The organism is Streptomyces sp. NBC_00306, assembly GCF_036169555.1.
Lineage (GTDB): Bacteria > Actinomycetota > Actinomycetes > Streptomycetales > Streptomycetaceae > Streptomyces > Streptomyces achmelvichensis.
Window position 1 is genome coordinate 7,688,228 of the sequence record NZ_CP108032.1, and the last position, 17,392, is coordinate 7,705,619.

15 protein-coding genes and 1 pseudogene are annotated in these 17,392 nt (G+C 69.5%); 9 read left to right on the top strand and 7 right to left on the bottom strand.

Annotated features, from left to right (window positions below):
- Positions 1-138: 138 nt before the first annotated feature.
- Entirely contained in the window at positions 139-714 is a 576-nt protein-coding gene (locus OHA05_RS34330) for an AMIN-like domain-containing (lipo)protein (RefSeq protein ID WP_443043857.1), read from the top strand.
- A gap of 162 nt (positions 715-876) precedes the next feature.
- On the top strand, positions 877-1,071 hold the full coding sequence (locus OHA05_RS34335) for a hypothetical protein (protein ID WP_313942327.1): 195 nt from the start codon (positions 877-879) through the stop codon (positions 1,069-1,071).
- A gap of 100 nt (positions 1,072-1,171) precedes the next feature.
- Here the strand turns inward: OHA05_RS34335 and OHA05_RS34340 are convergent, their stop codons facing one another.
- The 4 genes and pseudogenes from OHA05_RS34340 to OHA05_RS34355 all read right to left on the bottom strand — a co-directional run bounded on the left by OHA05_RS34340 (position 1,172) and on the right by OHA05_RS34355 (position 6,271).
- The gene (locus OHA05_RS34340; protein ID WP_328862721.1) at positions 1,172-3,997 is read right to left on the bottom strand and encodes a SpoIIE family protein phosphatase; all 2,826 of its coding nucleotides are present in this window, start codon (positions 3,995-3,997) and stop codon (positions 1,172-1,174) included.
- Positions 3,998-4,140: 143 nt separating this feature from the next.
- Positions 4,141-4,752: a DUF402 domain-containing protein gene (locus OHA05_RS34345; protein ID WP_328862722.1), complete on the bottom strand. Its 612-nt coding sequence runs from the start codon at positions 4,750-4,752 to the stop codon at positions 4,141-4,143.
- A 171-nt stretch (positions 4,753-4,923) separates the two neighbouring features.
- Positions 4,924-5,887 (bottom strand): annotated as a pseudogene (locus OHA05_RS34350) (alpha/beta hydrolase).
- Between the two features lie 66 nt (positions 5,888-5,953).
- Complete coding sequence (locus OHA05_RS34355; RefSeq protein WP_328862723.1) at positions 5,954-6,271, bottom strand: putative quinol monooxygenase; 318 nt, start codon at positions 6,269-6,271, stop codon at positions 5,954-5,956.
- Between the two features lie 191 nt (positions 6,272-6,462).
- Between OHA05_RS34355 and OHA05_RS34360 the strand changes: the two genes are divergently transcribed.
- The 4 genes from OHA05_RS34360 to OHA05_RS34375 all read left to right on the top strand — a co-directional run bounded on the left by OHA05_RS34360 (position 6,463) and on the right by OHA05_RS34375 (position 9,824).
- Entirely contained in the window at positions 6,463-7,362 is a 900-nt protein-coding gene (locus OHA05_RS34360; protein WP_328862724.1) for an AraC family transcriptional regulator, read from the top strand.
- A gap of 167 nt (positions 7,363-7,529) precedes the next feature.
- A complete protein-coding gene (locus OHA05_RS34365) occupies positions 7,530-8,285 on the top strand; it encodes an SDR family NAD(P)-dependent oxidoreductase (RefSeq protein WP_328862725.1) in 756 nt (251 codons plus the stop codon).
- A gap of 85 nt (positions 8,286-8,370) precedes the next feature.
- The gene (locus tag OHA05_RS34370; protein ID WP_328862726.1) at positions 8,371-9,021 is read left to right on the top strand and encodes a hypothetical protein; all 651 of its coding nucleotides are present in this window, start codon (positions 8,371-8,373) and stop codon (positions 9,019-9,021) included.
- 56 nt (positions 9,022-9,077) lie between these two features.
- A complete protein-coding gene (locus OHA05_RS34375) occupies positions 9,078-9,824 on the top strand; it encodes a DUF1775 domain-containing protein (RefSeq protein WP_328862727.1) in 747 nt (248 codons plus the stop codon).
- Positions 9,825-9,939: 115 nt separating this feature from the next.
- Here OHA05_RS34375 and OHA05_RS34380 read toward each other — a convergent pair whose 3' ends face one another.
- Complete coding sequence (locus tag OHA05_RS34380) at positions 9,940-11,307, bottom strand: pyridoxal phosphate-dependent decarboxylase family protein (RefSeq protein WP_328862728.1); 1,368 nt, start codon at positions 11,305-11,307, stop codon at positions 9,940-9,942.
- A gap of 209 nt (positions 11,308-11,516) precedes the next feature.
- On the opposite strand from OHA05_RS34380, the gene OHA05_RS34385 reads away from it, so the two are divergent.
- Together OHA05_RS34385 and OHA05_RS34390 are read left to right on the top strand one after the other, a co-directional pair.
- The gene (locus tag OHA05_RS34385) at positions 11,517-12,002 is read left to right on the top strand and encodes a pyridoxamine 5'-phosphate oxidase family protein (protein ID WP_328862729.1); all 486 of its coding nucleotides are present in this window, start codon (positions 11,517-11,519) and stop codon (positions 12,000-12,002) included.
- 96 nt (positions 12,003-12,098) lie between these two features.
- Complete coding sequence (locus tag OHA05_RS34390) at positions 12,099-12,734, top strand: DUF1345 domain-containing protein (RefSeq protein WP_313942316.1); 636 nt, start codon at positions 12,099-12,101, stop codon at positions 12,732-12,734.
- 69 nt (positions 12,735-12,803) lie between these two features.
- On the opposite strand, the gene OHA05_RS34395 is transcribed toward OHA05_RS34390, so the two are convergent.
- Entirely contained in the window at positions 12,804-15,104 is a 2,301-nt protein-coding gene (locus OHA05_RS34395) for an FdhF/YdeP family oxidoreductase (RefSeq protein WP_328862730.1), read from the bottom strand.
- A gap of 48 nt (positions 15,105-15,152) precedes the next feature.
- Positions 15,153-15,671, bottom strand: coding sequence for an SRPBCC family protein (locus tag OHA05_RS34400; protein ID WP_313942314.1), 519 nt, complete (start codon positions 15,669-15,671; stop codon positions 15,153-15,155).
- Positions 15,672-15,996: 325 nt separating this feature from the next.
- Between OHA05_RS34400 and OHA05_RS34405 the strand changes: the two genes are divergently transcribed.
- Positions 15,997-17,172, top strand: coding sequence for a Cmx/CmrA family chloramphenicol efflux MFS transporter (locus tag OHA05_RS34405; RefSeq protein WP_328862731.1), 1,176 nt, complete (start codon positions 15,997-15,999; stop codon positions 17,170-17,172).
- The last annotated feature ends 220 nt before the right edge of the window (positions 17,173-17,392 follow it).

Genomic DNA, 17,392 nt, shown 5'->3' on the forward strand with positions numbered 1-17,392 from the left:
TCCTCATCCCTCCCGGAGCGAGGAGAGAGGGCAGCTTTGGGCCTCTTTGTGGCTGAAAGCTGCGAGTTGGGCAACGTGCGCGCCGTTCGTACGTCTCACATGGCGTACGGGCAACTCATCGATGTGGGGGAGCAGATCATGCGGCGTTACTGGGCAACGGGTGTGGCACTTGCGCTGGCGGGTGCGGGACTTGTGGCAGCGGTGGGACCGGCGGGAGCCGCGACACAGCCCGCATCGGGCGCCGCGTCGCCGTCCGCGTGCGCGACGGCGTGGGGCAGTACCGTCAAGCAGGCTCTCGACACGGACTCGAAGCCGCTGCGGAACGTGACGACGTCCCGGGGCGAGTGCTACGACCGCATGGTCTTCGACGTCAAGGGAGCCACGGGCAAGCTCGGCTACTACGTCGGCTACGTCGACGCGTTCCACCAGGACGGCTCCGGCGATCCGATACCGGTCGGCGGAGGCGCCATTCTGGAGATCTATGTCTCCGCCCCGAGCTACGACCCGGTGACGCTTCGTCAGACCTACGGCGGGCGGGCCGCGAAGCCCCTGCCGGGCGTGGACCTGACCGGGTACAAGACGTTCAAGGACACCCGGTTCGGCGCGAGCTTCGAAGGACGCTCGCAGATCGGGCTCGGTGTCCGGGCGAGGCTCCCGTTCCGGGTGCTGCAGTCCGGCGACAAACTGATCGTGGACGTGGCCCACAAGTGGTGACCGGCACTCCGGGAACCGGAGGCGTGCTGCCCCGGGAGCCGCGGAGCGTGGCAAACCTCCCGCGCGCCTGCATCACCGGGGTGGAGTAACAAAAGGCGCCCAGGGGTGGCGGACATGGTGGCATGTAGGTGAAGAGTGCTGCCTAGCCAGAGGAGCCGAGGCATGTACGAGATGTGGGCCGGAGCCACTGCCGCAGGTGAGGATCCCGCCTGGCACGTGCTGGCGCCGGACAAGACCAAGACGCTCTGTGGCCTTCGACGGTCCGAGGGCCAGGAGGAGTACTCGACAGAACGGCACTGCTTTCCGTGCATGACCGCCTTCCAGCACGTCATCGAACCACCTGAGCGCGTGCGGTGAGCTGACCGCACCAGGATCGTGTCCGCAGGAGCGCCGGCAAGGGATGTTCACCCCGCCCCGGCGCTCCTTCGGTGCGGAAGGCGCCTCGACGCGTCGCCGTTCACCAGGAGATGGCGTCCAGGAGCTGGTCCATCGCAGGCTGCGGCGCGTCGAACAGCGGCTGTTCGGTCCAGATGACCTTCCCGGCGGGCGTGTACCGGATGCCCCACCGCCGGGCGAACTGGGAGACGAGGAACAGCCCGCGCCCGCCTTCGTCCGTCGTCGCCGCGTGGCGCAGATGCGGGGCGGTGCTGCTGCCGTCGGACACCTCGCAGATGAGGCTTCGCTCGTACAGGAGGCGCACATGGACGGGCTCCGCCCCGTAGCGGACCGCGTTGGTGATGAGCTCGCTCAGAATCAGCTCGGTGGAGAAGGCGATGTCCGCCAGCCCCCACTCCTCCAGTTGCCGGCCGCACGCGGCGCGTACGGGAGAGACCGCTGAGGGATCCAGGGGCAGATCCCACTCCGCGATCCGCCAGGGTTCGAGCAGGCGGGTCCGGGCCACCAGCAGGGCGATGTCGTCCGTACGGTCCGGCACCACCATCGCCCGGACGACGGCCTCGCACATCTCCTCGGGCGTCCGGTCCCCGCCTTCGGTCAGGGTGCTGCGCAGGAGACGGAGCCCGGCGTCGAGGTCGCGGTCCCGGTGCTCGACGAGGCCGTCGGTGAAGAGGACCAGCCCGCTGCCCTCGGTCAGCTGAAGTTCGACGGTCTCGACCGGCAGGACACCGACTCCGAGCGGCGGGGACACGGGCTCGTCCGGGAGGAGCTCCACGGTGCCGTCGGGACGCACCAGCGCCGGAGCCGGGTGCCCGGCCCGGGCGAGACAGCACCGGCCCGTCACCGAGTCGTAGATCGCGTACAGGCACGTGGCTCCCGCGATGCCGTCGCCGCCTTCCTCCTCCTCGATCCGGGTGACCAGCTCGTCCAGGTGTCCCAGGATCTCGTCGGGCGGCATGTCGAGGGTGGAGAAGTTGTGGACCGCCGTGCGCAGACGGCCCATGGTGGCCGCGGCATGCATGCCGTGTCCGACGACGTCACCGACGACCAGCGCGACCCGAGCACCGGGAAGCGGGATGACGTCGAACCAGTCGCCCCCCACCCCGGCGTGCGCGGGCAGATAGCGATGGGCCACCTCCACGGAGTCCTGCTCGGGCAGCACGCCTGGCAGCAGGCTGCGCTGAAGCGCCACGGCGAGGGCGTGTTCGCGCGTGTAACGCCGGGCGTTGTCGATGGCCACGGCGGCACGCGCGGCCAGTTCCTCGGCGAAGGACAGATCCTCCGGCTCGAAGGGCGCGGCGTCCTCCGTACGCCAGAAGTTGGTGACACCCAGGACGACACCCCCGGCCCGCAACGGCACCGTCACGAGCGAGCGGATTCCGTAGGCGAGAGCGGCTTGTGCTCCGGGGGGATCCTGGGCGCGCCAGCCGTCCGCCACCGTCAGGTCGGCCTCCCGCACGCCGTGACCGCTCGCCAGAGCCGCGGCCATGGGGGTCGTGGGGATGTCGAACCCGATGACGTCGCCCACCGGCTGGAACGGGCCGTCGGCGCGGCGACCGCTCAATGCCACACGCCGCAGATCCGTGTCCACGCTCGACGGCTCCTCGCCGCGTACGACGCTGTCCAGCAGCTCCACCGTGGTGAAGTCCGCGAACCGGGGGACGGACACCTGAGCCAGTTCCTCGGCGGTCTGCCGCACATCCAGTGTGGTGCCGATCCGGACGCCCGCCTCGTAGAGCATGCCGAGCCGCTCGCGAGCCACCCTCGCCGTGCCGGTCAGGGCGCTCAGCTCGGTGGTGTCGCGCAGCGTGGCCACCGTGCCGGGCACGCCCGCACGAGGCGCGGTCGGCCGTGTGTTGACGGCCAGCAGGCGGTCTCCGGCGCGATGCACCTCGTCCGTCACCTCTCGGCCCGAGGCGAGCAGTTCGGCGATGTCACCGTCGAGGCCGAGTTCGACGATGCGGCGCCGTTCCGCACCCGCCGGAATCTCCAGGAGCTTGCGCGCCTCGTCGTTGGCCAGCACCAGCCGGCCGTCGCCGCCGATGATGAGAACGCCTTCCCGTACCGCGTGCAGCACGGCGTCGTGATGCTCGTACATGCGGGTCATCTCGGTGGGGCCGAGGCCGTGGGTCTGGCGGCGCAATCGCCTGCTCACCAGCACGGCACTGATCGTCGCCAGCGCGAGTGCGGCGGCGGCGCAGGCGAAGAGGACGGGCATCTGACGGTTCACGTAGGCGCCGATGTGCTCGATGCGGACACCGGCGGCCACGAGACCGACAACGGTGCCGTCGGCATCGGTCACGGGGACGACCGCGCGCGCCGCGTTGCTCGGGTCTCCTCGGAAGATCTCCGTGAAGGCTTCCCCCGACGCGGCCCGTTCCACCCCTTCGGCCCGCAGACCGATCAGTGTGCGATCGGAGTCGGCGAGGCGGACGCCCGACGGGCGCATGACCGAGACGAAGTCCACGCCCGAGCCGTGCCGTGCCTCTTCGACATGAGACTGCAGAACGCCGGTCGGTGCCCCGGATCTCAGTGCCGCCTCGGTGCCCGGAGCATCCGCGAACGACTCGGCGGCCGCGAGCGAGCGGCTCTCGGCATTCTGCTGGCCGTCGTGCTGCGCTTCGAAGGAGAGCGCGGCCACTGCGCCCGCGATCAGCACGGCGGCGACGACGACCTGAAGGATGAGCACCTGCCCGGCGGCGCTGCGCTCACCGAGGAAGGCACGCAGTCCGCGCCGCCCTGATCTCCCGGGCGCCGAGGACGAGTTGGCAGAAGGAGCGCTCCGCGCGCGCTGTGATGTGCGGTGCGCGGTGCGCTTGCCCCAGAACCGAGCGACCGACGAGCGGAGCGAGGAAAGCGCCGAGCGAAGGGGAGAATTTCCCGTCATGCCCTTTTTGTAGCACTGAGCAGCTCACATATCGCCCTGAGGAGGAGGCGCGGAGGCCCCTCTTTCCCTGGCACACGGGTGCGGCCGGGCCCGGCGTCCGCGTGGAGCCGCCGCGCGGGAGCGCGGGGCTCCTGTGGGCCGAGTCAGATGCCGGCGTCCGCCACCCCGGCATTCTCCAGGGCCAGCGGCCCGGGCACCTCGGCCGCGGCTGGAGGCTGCCAGTCGCGCCACTGCTCCCACCAGCAGTCACCTGTCCCGATCAGCCGCACGACCTCGTCAGCGGCCTCGCGCACGGCCTCCGCCTCGCCGGGGCCGAAGCCGCCCGAGCGCACCCGCTCCTCGAAGTGGTCGACGTCCTTCCATACGAAGGGGGAGCCGTCCGCCGGGATCACCAGATCGAGCTCCTGGTCGAGGGTGTCGAAACCGCGCTCGGTACGTCGCATGGGCCGCTGGAAATTGACGTACCAGTCCTTGAGCGCGGCCCCCTCCCAACGCGCCCAGACCGCGTATCCGTCCCCCGCTCGCTGCAACTGGAGAACCCCGGTGGACTGCCAGGAGTGGTCGAAGTCCACCCACGGGTGCAACCCCCAGGAGAAGTCGCCGCGGCCGAAGGTCAGCGGCGTCCCCTGGGCGAGGTACACGGCAAGGGTGCGGCCGTCGTCGGCCACCACGCGTACGGGGTAGACCAGCCATTCGCGATCATCCAGTATCTCGCGCCGGACGGCGACCTGACCTGCGGAAAAGCGGGGTTCCATGTGTTTCACCCTAGGGGCGGGCGGTCACGACGTGTGCCGCGACCCCCGCCACCTCCCGGGTACGGCTCCGGCCCTCCGCGGCCGAGTAGGAGGATGGATAGGAGGCCCTCGGACGTGACGGCCCGGGGGCCTCACGGAGGGGCACCGGAGCGCTCTCCTCGGCGACGCCCCTCACCCGCGACCGGTCAGCACCCGGGCGAGCCAGTCCTTGCGCGTCCTGCGCGCCGCCTCCGACACCCTCACCTGCGGATACAGCGCGTCGAAGCCATGGAAGCCTCCCGCCCAGACATGCAGCTCCGCCTGGCCGCCGGCCTCCCAGATCCTCGTGGCGTAGTCGACGTCCTCGTCGCGGAACACCTCGGCCGAGCCGGCGTCGATGTAGGTGGTCGGCAGGCGTGAGAGATCGTCCGCGAGCGCGGGGGAGAGGTAGGCGGGCACTTCTTCGTCGGCGAGTCCGCCCAGTACGGATCGCCATCCGAACTCGTTCATCTCGCGCGTCCAGACGCCGGGCCCGCCGGAGTACTGCCGGCTGGAGGTGGTGATGTTGCGGTGGTCGAGCATGGGGCAGATCAGCATCTGGGCGGCGATCGGCGGAGTGCCGAGGTCGCGGGCCATCAGCGCCACTCCGGCGGCCAGGCCTCCGCCCGCGCTGGCACCGGCGATCACGACACGCGTGGGATCCACACCCAGATCCTCGGCATGCTCGACGATCCAGAGCAGGCCCTGATAGCAGTCGTCGACCAAGGTCGTGCCGGTGGCCTCCGGCGCCAGCCGGTAGTCGACGGAGATCACGACGGCGCCGAACTCGTCGAGCCACTCCAGCGGGATGTCGATCTGCGAGAAGCGGTCCTCCCATGACCATTCCACCGCCGTGCATCCAGTAGACGCACGGAGATTTCGTCGGGCGGCCTGCGCCTGCGGGACTGAAGACCGACAGAGGGATCCGCGTGCCGTCGCCGCTGAGGACGGTGACCTCGCGTCGCTCGACCGCGCGGCCTTCGAGGAGTGCGTCGACCGGCGTGGAAGGAAGCCCCCGCAGTTGCGCGAGCACCTCAGGGCCGAGCTCGGAGGGGAGCGCCATGTCGGCCAGCAGAGCTCGGAGTTCGGGGTCGATGTCGGGGCGTGCCTGGGTCACGACGGGTCCTTTCGGCGGGACGGGTGCGGGGCGGCAGGTCGGGGAGGGATGGGACGATCAGCGCGCTCAGAACGCGGCCTTGCCGTGGACCGGCACCTGGTCGGTGTACTCGGGCTCCTTGAGCAACAGCCCTTCGATCTGCGACACGACGCTCTGGGCGGCCTCACCGGCGAAGAGCCGGTGGTGGTCCTCCTCGCTGGTCCAGCCCTCGGTGATGTGGACGACGTCGGGGTCGGATGCCGAACGGCAGACCAGATAGACGACGCAGTGCCCGCTCGCGCCGGGGCTGCCCTCATGCAGGCCCGTCAGCAGCAGCTCGACCAGCTGATCGCTCATGCCGGGCCTCGCGGTCAAGGTGGCATGAAATCCATAGGTAGCTGTCACGGCGATTTTCCTTTTCGCGAGAAGGGATGTGGATTTCGGTACGGGATGCAGAGTCGATCGTCCGCTCCGTTCAATTCGCTGGTTCCATTCAAGCCGTGGGACCGGGGAACCGACACATCGATCCTCGCCGTGACTTGCACAATCCTCCTCCGGCAAGGAACAGGCGACCGGCTGTGTGCTGCAATGGAGACATGTACCTCGACGAGCTCCGCACCTTGCTGGTCCGGCACGCGCGGCCCGACTGGACCACCGCGATCGACGGCGTCCTCATCTCGCGCGTCGTCCAGTCGGACCCGCCGTCCCTGTCGATGTCCGGCACGGTGCTTGCGGTCATCGCCCAGGGCGCCAAACACCTCGCGCTGGGGGAGCGGGTGTACGAATACCGTGCCGGTCAGTACCTCGTCACCTCGGTCGACCTGCCCGTCACCGGACACTTCGTGGATGCCTCCCCGCAGCACCCGGCACTGGGGTTCGGGCTCACGCTGGAGCCCTCCGCCGTCGCTGAACTGCTGTTGCAGGCCGGACCCGGAGACATCCCCCGCGCCGGCGGCGGCGCGTCGCCGGGCATCGCCGTCAGCGATGCTCCGGATGCGCTGCTCGACGCGGTGATCCGGCTTCTGCGCCTGCTCGACGAGCCCCGCGACCAAGCGGTTCTGGCGCCGCTCGTCAAGCGGGAGATCCTGTGGCGGCTGATCACCGGCGAGCAGGGAGGCATCGTGCGCCAGCTCGGCCTCGCCGACAGCAGTCTCAGCTACATCGCGCGGGCGGTGCGGTGGATCCGCGAGCACTACGCGCAGCCGTTCCGGGTCGAGGACGTCGCGCAGCTGGCCGGCATGAGCGTCTCCGCCTTCTACCGCAACTTCCAGACGGTGACCGCGATGAGCCCCATCCAGTTCCAGAAGCAGATCCGCTTGCAGGAAGCCCGACTCCTGCTGGCCACCCGCCCCCACGACGTCACCGGCGTCGGCCAGAGCGTCGGCTACGACAACCCCTCGCAGTTCAGCCGCGAGTACCGCCGTCAGTTCGGCGCGCCCCCCAGCCAGGACGCCGCCCGCCTGCGCCGCTCCGTGAGCCCCGCCATCGTGCCCTGATTCTCCCGTGGGCCGGGCCGTCATGGACGTCCAGTACTCACCGCGAGAGGATTGTGCAGGGAAGCGAGAGAATTGATATTCTCGTTGGCCCTTTCCGAGTGCTTCCATGAATGAGTCGGATTCCCGCACCGAGGAATACGAATACATTCATCACCAGGAGGCACATCATGAAGGTCGCCATTGTCACCGGCGGAAGCTCCGGAATCGGTCAGAGCGCGGCAGTACAGATCGCCCAGCGGGGCGTCGGAGTGATCCTCACCTACAGCGGCAACCTGCAAGGGGCCCTCGACACCGTGGCGGCGATCGAGAAGGAGGGCGGCACCGCTGTCGCGCTCCCGCTGGACGTCAGCGACACCGGCGGATTCCCGGCCTTCCGCGCCTCCGTCGTCGACGCACTGCGAGACACCTGGCAGCGCGACACCTTCGACCACCTCGTCAACAACGCCGGCTTCGGGCAGATGGCGATGTTCGAGGACACCACCGAGGAACTGTTCGACCGGTTCACGCGAGTCCTGCTCAAGGGGCCGTACTTCCTGACCCAGACGCTGCTGCCGCTGATGGCGGACGAGGGTGCCATCGTCAACACGTCCAGCAACTCGGCCACCTCGGTCGCGGAGCCCGGCTACTCGGCCTACGCGACGATGAAGGGCGGGCTGAACGTGCTGACCCGCTACATGGCCAAGGAGTTCAGCACACGGGGCATTCGCGTCAACGCCGTGTCGCCGGGCTCCACCCGCACCCGGATCTCCGGCAACGCCTTCGAGAAGTTCCCCGAGGTGATTCCGGCCCTCGCCGCGAAGACCGCGCTCGGACGGCTCGGAGAGCCCGACGACGTCGGCATGGTGATCGCCGGCCTGCTCTCCGACGAGAGCCGTTGGATCACCGCGCAGAACATCGACGTGTCGGGCGGCTTCAACCTCTGACCGCCGCGGGGTGGGATGCGTTACAGGGCGCGATTCCCGAACCCCGGGGCCAGGAACTGCGGTGATGATCCATGATGGGTCAGCCATGCCGTGGACCAGCCCTACTCGCGCCGCGCGCCGCATCGGACAGGAACCGATCAGCGGCGCGCCGGTGTGCGCCGTCCGCGCCGGGGTGTTCGCCGCCATCGGTACGGCTCTGGCGGTCACGGGACACCATCTGGTCTCGGGACATCCGGTGCCGTGGCGGGCCGTGCTGCTCGCCGGCGGGCTGCTCTTCGTCCTGGCACTGCCGCTCGTACGGACCGCGCGCTCGCTCCCGACCGCGCTCCTGGCCACCGGGGCGGCCCAGGTGGCCCTGCACTTCTGGTTCCTCCGCATCGTCGGGCAGGAACCGGGCCACGGGGCCCATGCGATGGCCTCCCACGACGGTCCCGGCGCGGCATGGCCGGCCACTCACCACGATCCTGCGATGACGATCGCGCATGTCGTGGCGGCTCTGCTGGTGGCCTGGTGCCTGCACCGCGCGGACACCGCGAGCCGCCTCGTGGGACGACTCCTGGTCGAGGTGCTCGGCGGCATCGTCCTGAGGCTGGTACCGGCCGCCGGCCTCCCCGTCGCGACGCGCGCCGTGCCGCCGGCACGGACGCGGGCACAGTCGCAGCCGCGTACATCCCTGGTGCTGGCGCACGCCGTTGTGCGCCGAGGTCCCCCGGCGGCGTTCGCTCTCGTCGTCTGACCTCGGGGCGCGTGTCCTGCGCGCCCGCCAGCCTCAACCCACCATGGGAGTCACCCGTGTCCCGCATCACCCGCGCGCGCACCGCGCGCCGCTTCTCCGTCGTGGCCGGCGTCGCCCTCGCCGCTTCCATCGCCTTCGCCGCCCCGGCCTCGGCCCATGTCGAAGTCGAGTCGGAAGGCGCGGCCGCCCTGGCGCAGAATGTCACGCTGAACTTCTCGGCCGAGTCGGAGTCCGACAAGGCCGGGATCACCAAGCTGGAAGTGATCCTGCCCGAGGGTCTCCTGCCGTCCGACATCGCCTTCAAGAAGGGCCCGGCGGGCTGGAAGCTGACGCCCACGGCCCGCGGCTACGCGGTGTCGGGTCCGAAGGCCGCCGTCGGCGGGGACGTCGAGTACTCCGTCGTCGTGCGGCAGCTCCCTGACGCCAAGTCCGTGGCGTTCAAGACCCTGCAGACCTACAGCGACGGCCAGGTGCACCGCTGGATCGAGCTGGAGAAGCCCAGCAGCGACGGGCACGGCCACGGACACGGCAGTCCGGCCCCGGTCCTGGAACTGAAGGCAGCGGCGCCGGGCGCCAAGCCGGTGAGCCCCACTCCCACGACCGAGCCCACCACCGCCGCTCCGACCACGGCCGCGCCGTCCACGCCGGCCACGGAGGACGGCAAGGCGGCGGAGGAGACCGCGGAGACGTCGGGCAGCGGCTCGTCGCCCGCTCTCCCCATCGTCATCGGTGTCGTCGTGATCGCTGCTCTGGCCGGCGGCGCCTGGTGGTTCAAGCGCCGGGGCACGGCGGGCGGCGCCTGACGAGGAGGCAGCGTCGAAGGGCTCGCACCGGGTCGTCGGCGAGGGAGCGACGGCGGACTTCGCCGCTCTCGCACCCCTCCCCGGCGACCCGCCGCGAGCCGGCCGCGCGACGGCCTCAGATGTCGACAGCCGCGCGCTGGATCGAGGCGAGTGCGCGTCTCACGTCGTCGTCGGTCGTCGACCAGTTGCTCACCGAGATACGCACGACCCGTCGGCCGCGCCAGGTGGAACCGCTGATCCACGCCGTGCCGTCGTCGAGCAGCCGGGCGAGCACCCGTTCCGTACGCTCGTCACTGCCGAACTCGGCGCAGACCTGGGTGAACACCACGTCGTTGAGCACCGTCGCGCCGTCCATCCCGGCGATACCGGCGGCGAACGCCGCGGCGTGCCGGCACAGCCGCTCGACCAGGTCGGCCACCCCTGAGCGGCCGAGGGACCTGAGTGCGGCCCACACGGTGAAGGCTCTGCCGCGCCGGGAGAGCTCGGGGACCTTGTCGCTGGGATCGCCGCGTTCGTGCAGGATCAGGTAGTCGCCGTGCAGGCCCATCGCCGCCCGGAGCGCATACGCGTCGCGCACGATGGCGAGCCCGCAGTCGTAGGGGACGTTCAGGGTCTTGTGGGCATCCGTCGCCCAGGAGTCCGCTTCCGCGCAGCCCGCCGTCAGATGTGCGTACGCGGGGGAGACGGCCGCCCACAGTCCGAACGCGCCGTCGATGTGCACCCATGCATCCGCCTCACGTGCGGCGCGGATCGACTCGACGAACGGATCGAAGGCGCCGGAATGGATGTCTCCGGCCTGGAGGACCACGATGGTCGGCGTCTTCGCGCCGGTCGCCAGGGTGCTCCGGAGTGCCGCGGGATCGATACGTCCCTGATCGTCCGCCGCCACCAGTTCGGGCTGTCCGAGGCCCAGGTAGCGCAGCGCAAGGTCGATGGCCATGTGGCGGTTCGCTCCGGCGATCACGCGTACGGCCGGCCCGCCCGCGAGTCCGTCCCGGGCAACGTCCCTGCCGGCGCGCCGCAGCACCGCGTCGCGTCCGGCGGCCAGGCACGTGAAGTTCGCCATCGTGGCGCCCGTGGTGAAGCCGACGGCGCTCTCGCCGGGCAGGCCGAGCAGATCGAGCAACCAGGCGCTCGCGATGTCCTCCACGGCCGTGTACGCGGGGGAGACGGAGGACATCACGGCGTTCTGGTCCCATGCGCTGACCAGCCAGTCCGCGGCCAGCGCCGCCGGTTCGCTGCCACCGATCACGAAGCCGTAGAAGCGTCCGCTGGGGAACGCGGTGAGCCCCGGTTCGCAGGCCGAGGCCAGCAGGTCGACGACGTCGGCGGGCGTACTGGGACCGTCGGGCAGTTCGGAACCGAGCGCGCTCACGATCTCGTCCACCGAAGCGCGGGCGGGAACCCGGCGGTCGGACAGGCTCGCCAGCCAGCGGACAGCATGGTCGTACGCCTGGTGGAGCGCCGTCTCGCGCGGGTCCATACCTCGGACTATGGGACAGGTGCCGGGGCCACGCAAGCGCAGTCGCGAAGGGACACCGAACGGGGCCGACATGGGGAACAGAGGTGTCCGCGCCCACGGAACGCCCGCTCTGCGACCAGGTCGCTCGCCCGAGCGCATCGGACGGTGCTCGCCCTCGCCCACCCCGGATCCGCACCACCGCGAGCCGGTGCCGTGCAACCATGCGAGCCATGACACCGCGCGACGACCTGGCCGAGATGGCCCGACACGTCATGGACTCCCACCGGTATCTCACCCTCGGGACCACCGAACCCGACGGACGTCCTCGGGTGTCGCCCGTGTACTTCACCCACGCCGACTACCGGGACATCTACTGGGTGTCGTCGCCAACGGCACACCACTCCGCCAACATCGCCGAACGGCCCGCGGTCGCACTCGTCATCTTCGACTCGACCGCCCCCGTCGGCCAGGGACGCGCTGTCTACATCGACGCCCGTGCCTCGGTGGTCGACGACGCCGAACTGCCCCGGCGCTGCGCCGAGGCGTTCGGCCGGGCCGACGGAAAGGGCGCGACGGCATTCGAGCCGCACGAACTGAGGGGGGACGCCGACCTGCGCCTCTACCACGCCCGTGCCACGAGCCACGAGGTGCACATCCCCGGGCGGGACCCGGTCCACGGCACGGGCGTGGACACCCGCCGTCCCGTCACGCTCTAGCCGGAAATAGCGGCCGCATTCGGTCGCGATTCTTCACCCGCGCCTTCGAGGCGCATTGTCGGCCGAGTGATCACTGCACGGCTAACGTGGTGGCCCATGAGAACCTGGTTGCCGCTTTCCGCGGTCCCACGACTTGCCTACGCGGTGGTTGTCGGAGCGTTGACCGGTCTGGTCGTGGGATTCTCGACCGGGCCATTGCTGGGAATTCTTTCCGGAATCGCCGCCACGGAGACGGTCTTCGTCGTGACGGGCTGGATCGTACTGTGGCCGATGAATGCCACGGCCACACAGACCAACGCCCAACGCGAGGACTTTCGGCCCGCGGTCGATGAAATCGTCGTTGTCGGGGTCGCCCTCTGCGGGCTGGTCGCCATTGTGCTGCTGCTCCTTCTGGGCAAGTCCGACAGCGGCCACGCCGCGGCCGCGACCGCGCTCGCCGGCGTTTTCATGGCCTGGGCGGCGCTCCATCTGATGTACGCCACGCGCTATGCGTACTTCTATTACCTGCGGCCCGCAGGCGGGATCGACTTCAACTCCGAACGCCCGCCGGCATACAGGGACTTCCTGTACTTCAGCTACAACCTCGGCATGACGTATCAGGTCTCCGACACCGACGTCTCGAGTTCGAAGATCCGTTCCAACGTGCTGCGGCATTCCCTGTTGTCGTACGTCTTCGGAACCAGCATCCTGGCGACGACCATCAACCTCGTGACCGGCATCGTCACCGGCTGATTCCCGTGGCCTGGATGCGTGCGGCCGAGGCCGCACGCACCAAGCACAGGCCCGGCCCGAAGGGCTCGCTCACCGCACTCGGACTGCGGTGGGCTCCAGACGGACCACGATGCCCTTGGCGGTCGGCTGGTTACTGGTCCGGGCCACGCTGTCCAGCGGCAACAGGACATTGGTCTCGGGGTAGTACGCGGCGGCGCAGCCGGCTGTCGTCGGGTAGGGGACGACCACGAAGTCCTCCGCGCGCCGTTCCGCGTTGTCCGACCACACGCTCACCAGATCGACGTGCTGCCCCTGCGTCAGACCGAGCCGGGACACGTCCTGCGGGCTCACCAGGACCACGCGGCGGCTTCCGTGGATGCCCCGGTAGCGGTCGTTGTCGGTGTACGGGATGGTGTTCCACTGGTCGTGCGAGCGCAGGGTCTGGAGCAGTAGGTGCCCCTCGGGTGCCTGTGACATCTCCCAGTCGTTGCAGGTGAACAGGGCCTTGCCGACGGTCGTGGGGAAGACTCCCTCGTTGACCGGATTCGGCAGCCTGATGCCTCCGGGACGGGCGACCCGGCGGTTGAAGTCGTGCAGACCCTGCACGACACCGGAGATCCGGTCGCGAATCGTTCCGTAGTCCGCCTCGAACTGGCTCCACGGAATGCCGGCCTTGCCGTCCAGGGTCCGCACGGCCAGCCGGCAGAGGATGGCGACCTCGCTGAGAAGGATCGGGGATGCCGGCTCCAGGCGCCCCTGCGAGGTGTGGACCTCGCTCATCGAGTTCTCCACCGTCACGAACTGATGGCCGGTGGCCTGGATGTCCTGCTCGGTGCGGCCGAGGGTCGGCAGGATGAGGGCGGTCCCGCCGCAGACCGTATGGGACCTGTTGAGCTTCGTGGAGATGTGGGCGGTCAGGCGGCACTGCCGCATGGCGTCCTCGGTGACGTCACTGTCCGGAGCGGCACGGACGAAGTTCCCCGCGACGCCGAGGAAGACCTTGATACGGCCTTCGCGCATGGCTCTGATCGAGTTCACCGAGTCGAGCCCGTGAGCGCGCGGAGGTTCGAAGCCGAACTCCTGCTCCAGCGCGTCGAGGAAGGAGTCGGGCATCTGCTCCCAGATACCCATCGTGCGATCGCCCTGGACGTTGCTGTGTCCGCGTACGGGACAGGCACCCGCTCCGGCCTTGCCGAGATTGCCGCGCAGCATCAGGAAGTTCACGATCTCCCTGATGGTGGGGACGGCGTGAGTCTGCTGCGTGACCCCCATGGCCCAGCACACGATGACGCGTTCGCTGTTCAGGACCGCGTCCCGGACGTCGTCGATCTCTTCCCGGGTCAGTCCGGTCGCGGTGAGGACGTCGTCCCACGCGATGGTTCGTGCGTGGCGGGAGAAGTCTTCGAAGCCGCTGGTATTGGAGCGGATGAAGTCCTGGTCGAGCACCGTCCCCGGCCGTGCGTCCTCCGCCTCCAGCAGGAGCCGGTTCAATCCCTGGAACAGTGCGAGGTCGCCTCCACTGCGGATGTGCAGAAACTGATCGGCGATCTGGACACCGCGCCCGATCACACCGCGAGCCTTCTGCGGGTTCTTGAACGCAAGCAGTCCGGCTTCGGGAAGGGTGTTCACCGCGATGATGCGGGCGCCGTTGTCCTTGGCCTGCTCCAGCGCGGAGAGCTGCCGTGGATGGTTCGTCCCGGGGTTCTGCCCCACCAGGAAGATCAGATCGGCGTGATGGATGTCCTCCAGGCTCACCGTCCCCTTGCCGGTGCCCAGGGTCTCGTGCAGGGCGAAGCCGCTGGACTCGTGGCACATGTTGCTGCAGTCGGGCAGATTGTTGGTGCCGAAGACCCTGGCGAAGAGCTGAAGGATGAAGGCGGCCTCGTTGCTGACCCGGCCGGACGTGTAGAAGACCGCCTCGTCGGGCGAGTCCAGTGCTTTCAGCTCCTCGGCGAGCAGCCCGAGCGCGTCGTGCCAGCTGATCGGCTCGTAGTAGTCCGAATCGGGCCGCTTGACCATCGGTTCGGTGAGCCTGCCCTGCTGGTTGAGCCACAGATCGGACCGCCGGCCCAGTGCGGAGACCGAGTGCCTGCGGAAGAAGTCGGCGGTGATGCGCCGTGTCGTCGCCTCGTCGTTGATGTGCTTGGCGCCGTTCTCGCAGTACTCGTTGCGGTGCCGGTGTCCGGGGGTGGGATCCGCCCAGGCGCAGCCGGGGCAGTCGATGCCGTCCACCTGATTCATGGTCAGCAGCGTCACTCCGGTACGTCTGACCGACGTCTCCTCGAGCGAGTACTCCAAGGCATGGGTCACGGCGGGCACTCCCGCCGCCCATGTCTTGGGAGGGGTGACGGTCAGTCGCTTGGCCGGCTCTTCACCGGGGGGCTTCTTCATCGAGCTCGCTCTCTCGCTCTCCAGCAGACGGATCGGCCGGCGGACGGATCAGCCGACAGGCCAGTGCGGAACCCGGCTTCGGGGCGGCTCCGGTTCCATGGGTTCGACGCGTCCGTTACGGATGACTCCCCGCCAGGCCCCGCCCTCCTGGCCCAGACCCTCGATGAACTCCTTGAAATGACCGAGTTCGGATCGCAGCACACGCCTCGTGAATCCGGTGGCGCGGGCGTGCAGGCGCGCGGCCTTCTGCGGCTCCGCATGGATACGTACGACGACCGTGGTGCGGCCCGGTGTTGTGGCGTGGAACGACACCTCACCCCGATGGCTGAGGCCCCGACCCAGGCTCTGCCACGCCATGTGGGAGTCCGGCAGTTGCTCCACGATCTCCGCGTCGAACTCGTGCCGCAGCGGACCGAGCCCGACGACCCAGCGGGTGACGGTGGGCCGGACCTGTTCGACGCTCTTCACCGTGGACATGAACCGCGGGAAGCTCTTGAACTGGGTCCACTGGTTGTAGGCGGTACGAACCGGCACGCCGACGTCGATCGTTTCTTCAACGGTAGTCATGGCTCACCTGTCTCAGGCACTGATGCACTCAGTGTCACCGCCTGAGCGCCAGGCCGCCATTTCAGTCGCGGAGCGTGACGGTCGGCCCCGGCGGGGCGCGGCAAGAAAATCGGGTGCCGTGTCCGGCGCGGGTTCGGTAGCGTGCGGGCCATGTCGAGCCCTGAGGCATCCACGGTGGGGGCTTTCGGTCACGCCGTCAGCCCCCTGAACCACTGAGTTCACAGGTCCCCACCCGCCCCTTGTGCTGGTGTGAGTGCACCCCTGGGTGCTGACCGCGGTGACGAGACGTCCCCTCTCGTGCTTCTCCTCACCTCGGAGCCACTCGATGCCTCTCCCGCTGTATCTCCTTGCCATGGCTGTGTTCGCCATGGGCACCTCAGAATTCATGCTCGCCGGTCTCCTGCCGGACATCGCCTCGGACCTCGACGTGACCGTGGGGACGGCGGCCCTGCTCACCTCGGCCTTCGCGGTCGGAATGGTCGTCGGTGCCCCGCTCATGGCCGCGCTCGCTCGCACCTGGCCCGTCCGGTCCAGCCTTCTCGGGTTCGTCCTCGCCTTCCTGGCAGCCCACGTCGTGGGCGCTTCCACGTCCAGCATTGCCGTACTGGTCGTCACCCGGGTGGTCGCAGCGCTCGCCAACGCCGGGTTCCTCGCGGTCGCGCTGACGACAGCCGGCGCGCTGGTCCCTCCCCACAAGAGGGGAAGGGCGCTCGCTGTGCTGCTGTCGGGCACGACGCTGGCCACCATCGCCGGCGTCCCCGGGGGATCCGTACTCGGCACGCTGCTCGGGTGGCGGGCCACCTTCTGGGCCGTCGCCGTTCTCTGTGTGCCCGCGGCCATCGGCATCCTCAAGGGAATCCGGGTGCGCGCCGCGCGGCAGGACGAACCGGCCGGTCCCGCCCTGCGATCGGAACTCGCGCAGCTCAGGCGTCCGCGACTGATCCTGGTCATGGGGCTCGGTGCGCTGGTGAACGCGGCAACCTTCGGAGGGTTCACCTTTCTCGCGCCCGTCGTCACCGACACCACCGGACTGGTCGCGCTGTGGGTCCCGGTCGTCCTGATGCTCTTCGGCGTCGGATCCCTGGCCGGTGTCACCGCCGCCGGCCGGCTGTCCGACGAGCGTCCCGGCCTGGTCGTCGCAGCCGGCGGCCCGCTGCTGCTCATCGGCTGGCCCGCCCTGGCCGTACTGGCAGAGGAGCCGGTCGCCCTGCTCGCCCTCGTCTTCGTGCAGGGCGCTCTGTCGTTCGCGCTGGGCAGCACGCTGATCACGCGGGTCCTCTACGAGGCGTCAGGAGCTCCCACCATGGCCGGCTCCTACGCGACGGCGGCGCTCAACGTCGGCGCCGCGCTCGGACCGCTGATCGCCGCGGCCACCCTCGGCACCACGGTCGGGGAGCTGGGGCCGCTGTGGGCAAGCGGACTGCTCGTCGCGCTCGCCCTTCTTGTCGCCGTGCCCGTGCGTGAGGTGATCGCGGCTCCTCGACAGCCGGACATGACATGACGGATCGCGCCGTCACACTCGTCGGCCGTCACCCGGATCACGGCCGAGGCTGCGTCGGGCTGCGGCAAGCCGCTGCGGTCCGCTTCCCCGACGCGGGTGCCGCCGCACACAATCGGTGAAGCGTTCTCCGCCGGATTCGTCAACAGGTCCGGCGGTGTGGTGAGTTGCTTCCTGGGAGCGGGTAGGGCGAAGGCGTCACGGCGAGCCCATGCCGGATGTG

Bases quoted from the DNA above. Each gene is read 5' to 3' on its own strand.
- OHA05_RS34330 (WP_443043857.1), top strand. From the start codon at position 139: ATGCGGCGTTACTGGGCAACGGGTGTGGCACTTGCGCTGGCGGGTGCG.
- OHA05_RS34335 (WP_313942327.1), top strand. From the start codon at position 877: ATGTACGAGATGTGGGCCGGAGCCACTGCCGCAGGTGAGGATCCCGCC.
- OHA05_RS34340 (WP_328862721.1), bottom strand. From the start codon at position 3,997: ATGACGGGAAATTCTCCCCTTCGCTCGGCGCTTTCCTCGCTCCGCTCG.
- OHA05_RS34345 (WP_328862722.1), bottom strand. From the start codon at position 4,752: ATGGAACCCCGCTTTTCCGCAGGTCAGGTCGCCGTCCGGCGCGAGATA.
- OHA05_RS34360 (WP_328862724.1), top strand. From the start codon at position 6,463: ATGTACCTCGACGAGCTCCGCACCTTGCTGGTCCGGCACGCGCGGCCC.
- OHA05_RS34365 (WP_328862725.1), top strand. From the start codon at position 7,530: ATGAAGGTCGCCATTGTCACCGGCGGAAGCTCCGGAATCGGTCAGAGC.
- OHA05_RS34370 (WP_328862726.1), top strand. From the start codon at position 8,371: ATGCCGTGGACCAGCCCTACTCGCGCCGCGCGCCGCATCGGACAGGAA.
- OHA05_RS34380 (WP_328862728.1), bottom strand. From the start codon at position 11,307: ATGGACCCGCGCGAGACGGCGCTCCACCAGGCGTACGACCATGCTGTC.
- OHA05_RS34385 (WP_328862729.1), top strand. From the start codon at position 11,517: ATGACACCGCGCGACGACCTGGCCGAGATGGCCCGACACGTCATGGAC.
- OHA05_RS34390 (WP_313942316.1), top strand. From the start codon at position 12,099: ATGAGAACCTGGTTGCCGCTTTCCGCGGTCCCACGACTTGCCTACGCG.
- OHA05_RS34395 (WP_328862730.1), bottom strand. From the start codon at position 15,104: ATGAAGAAGCCCCCCGGTGAAGAGCCGGCCAAGCGACTGACCGTCACC.
- OHA05_RS34400 (WP_313942314.1), bottom strand. From the start codon at position 15,671: ATGACTACCGTTGAAGAAACGATCGACGTCGGCGTGCCGGTTCGTACC.
- OHA05_RS34405 (WP_328862731.1), top strand. From the start codon at position 15,997: ATGCCTCTCCCGCTGTATCTCCTTGCCATGGCTGTGTTCGCCATGGGC.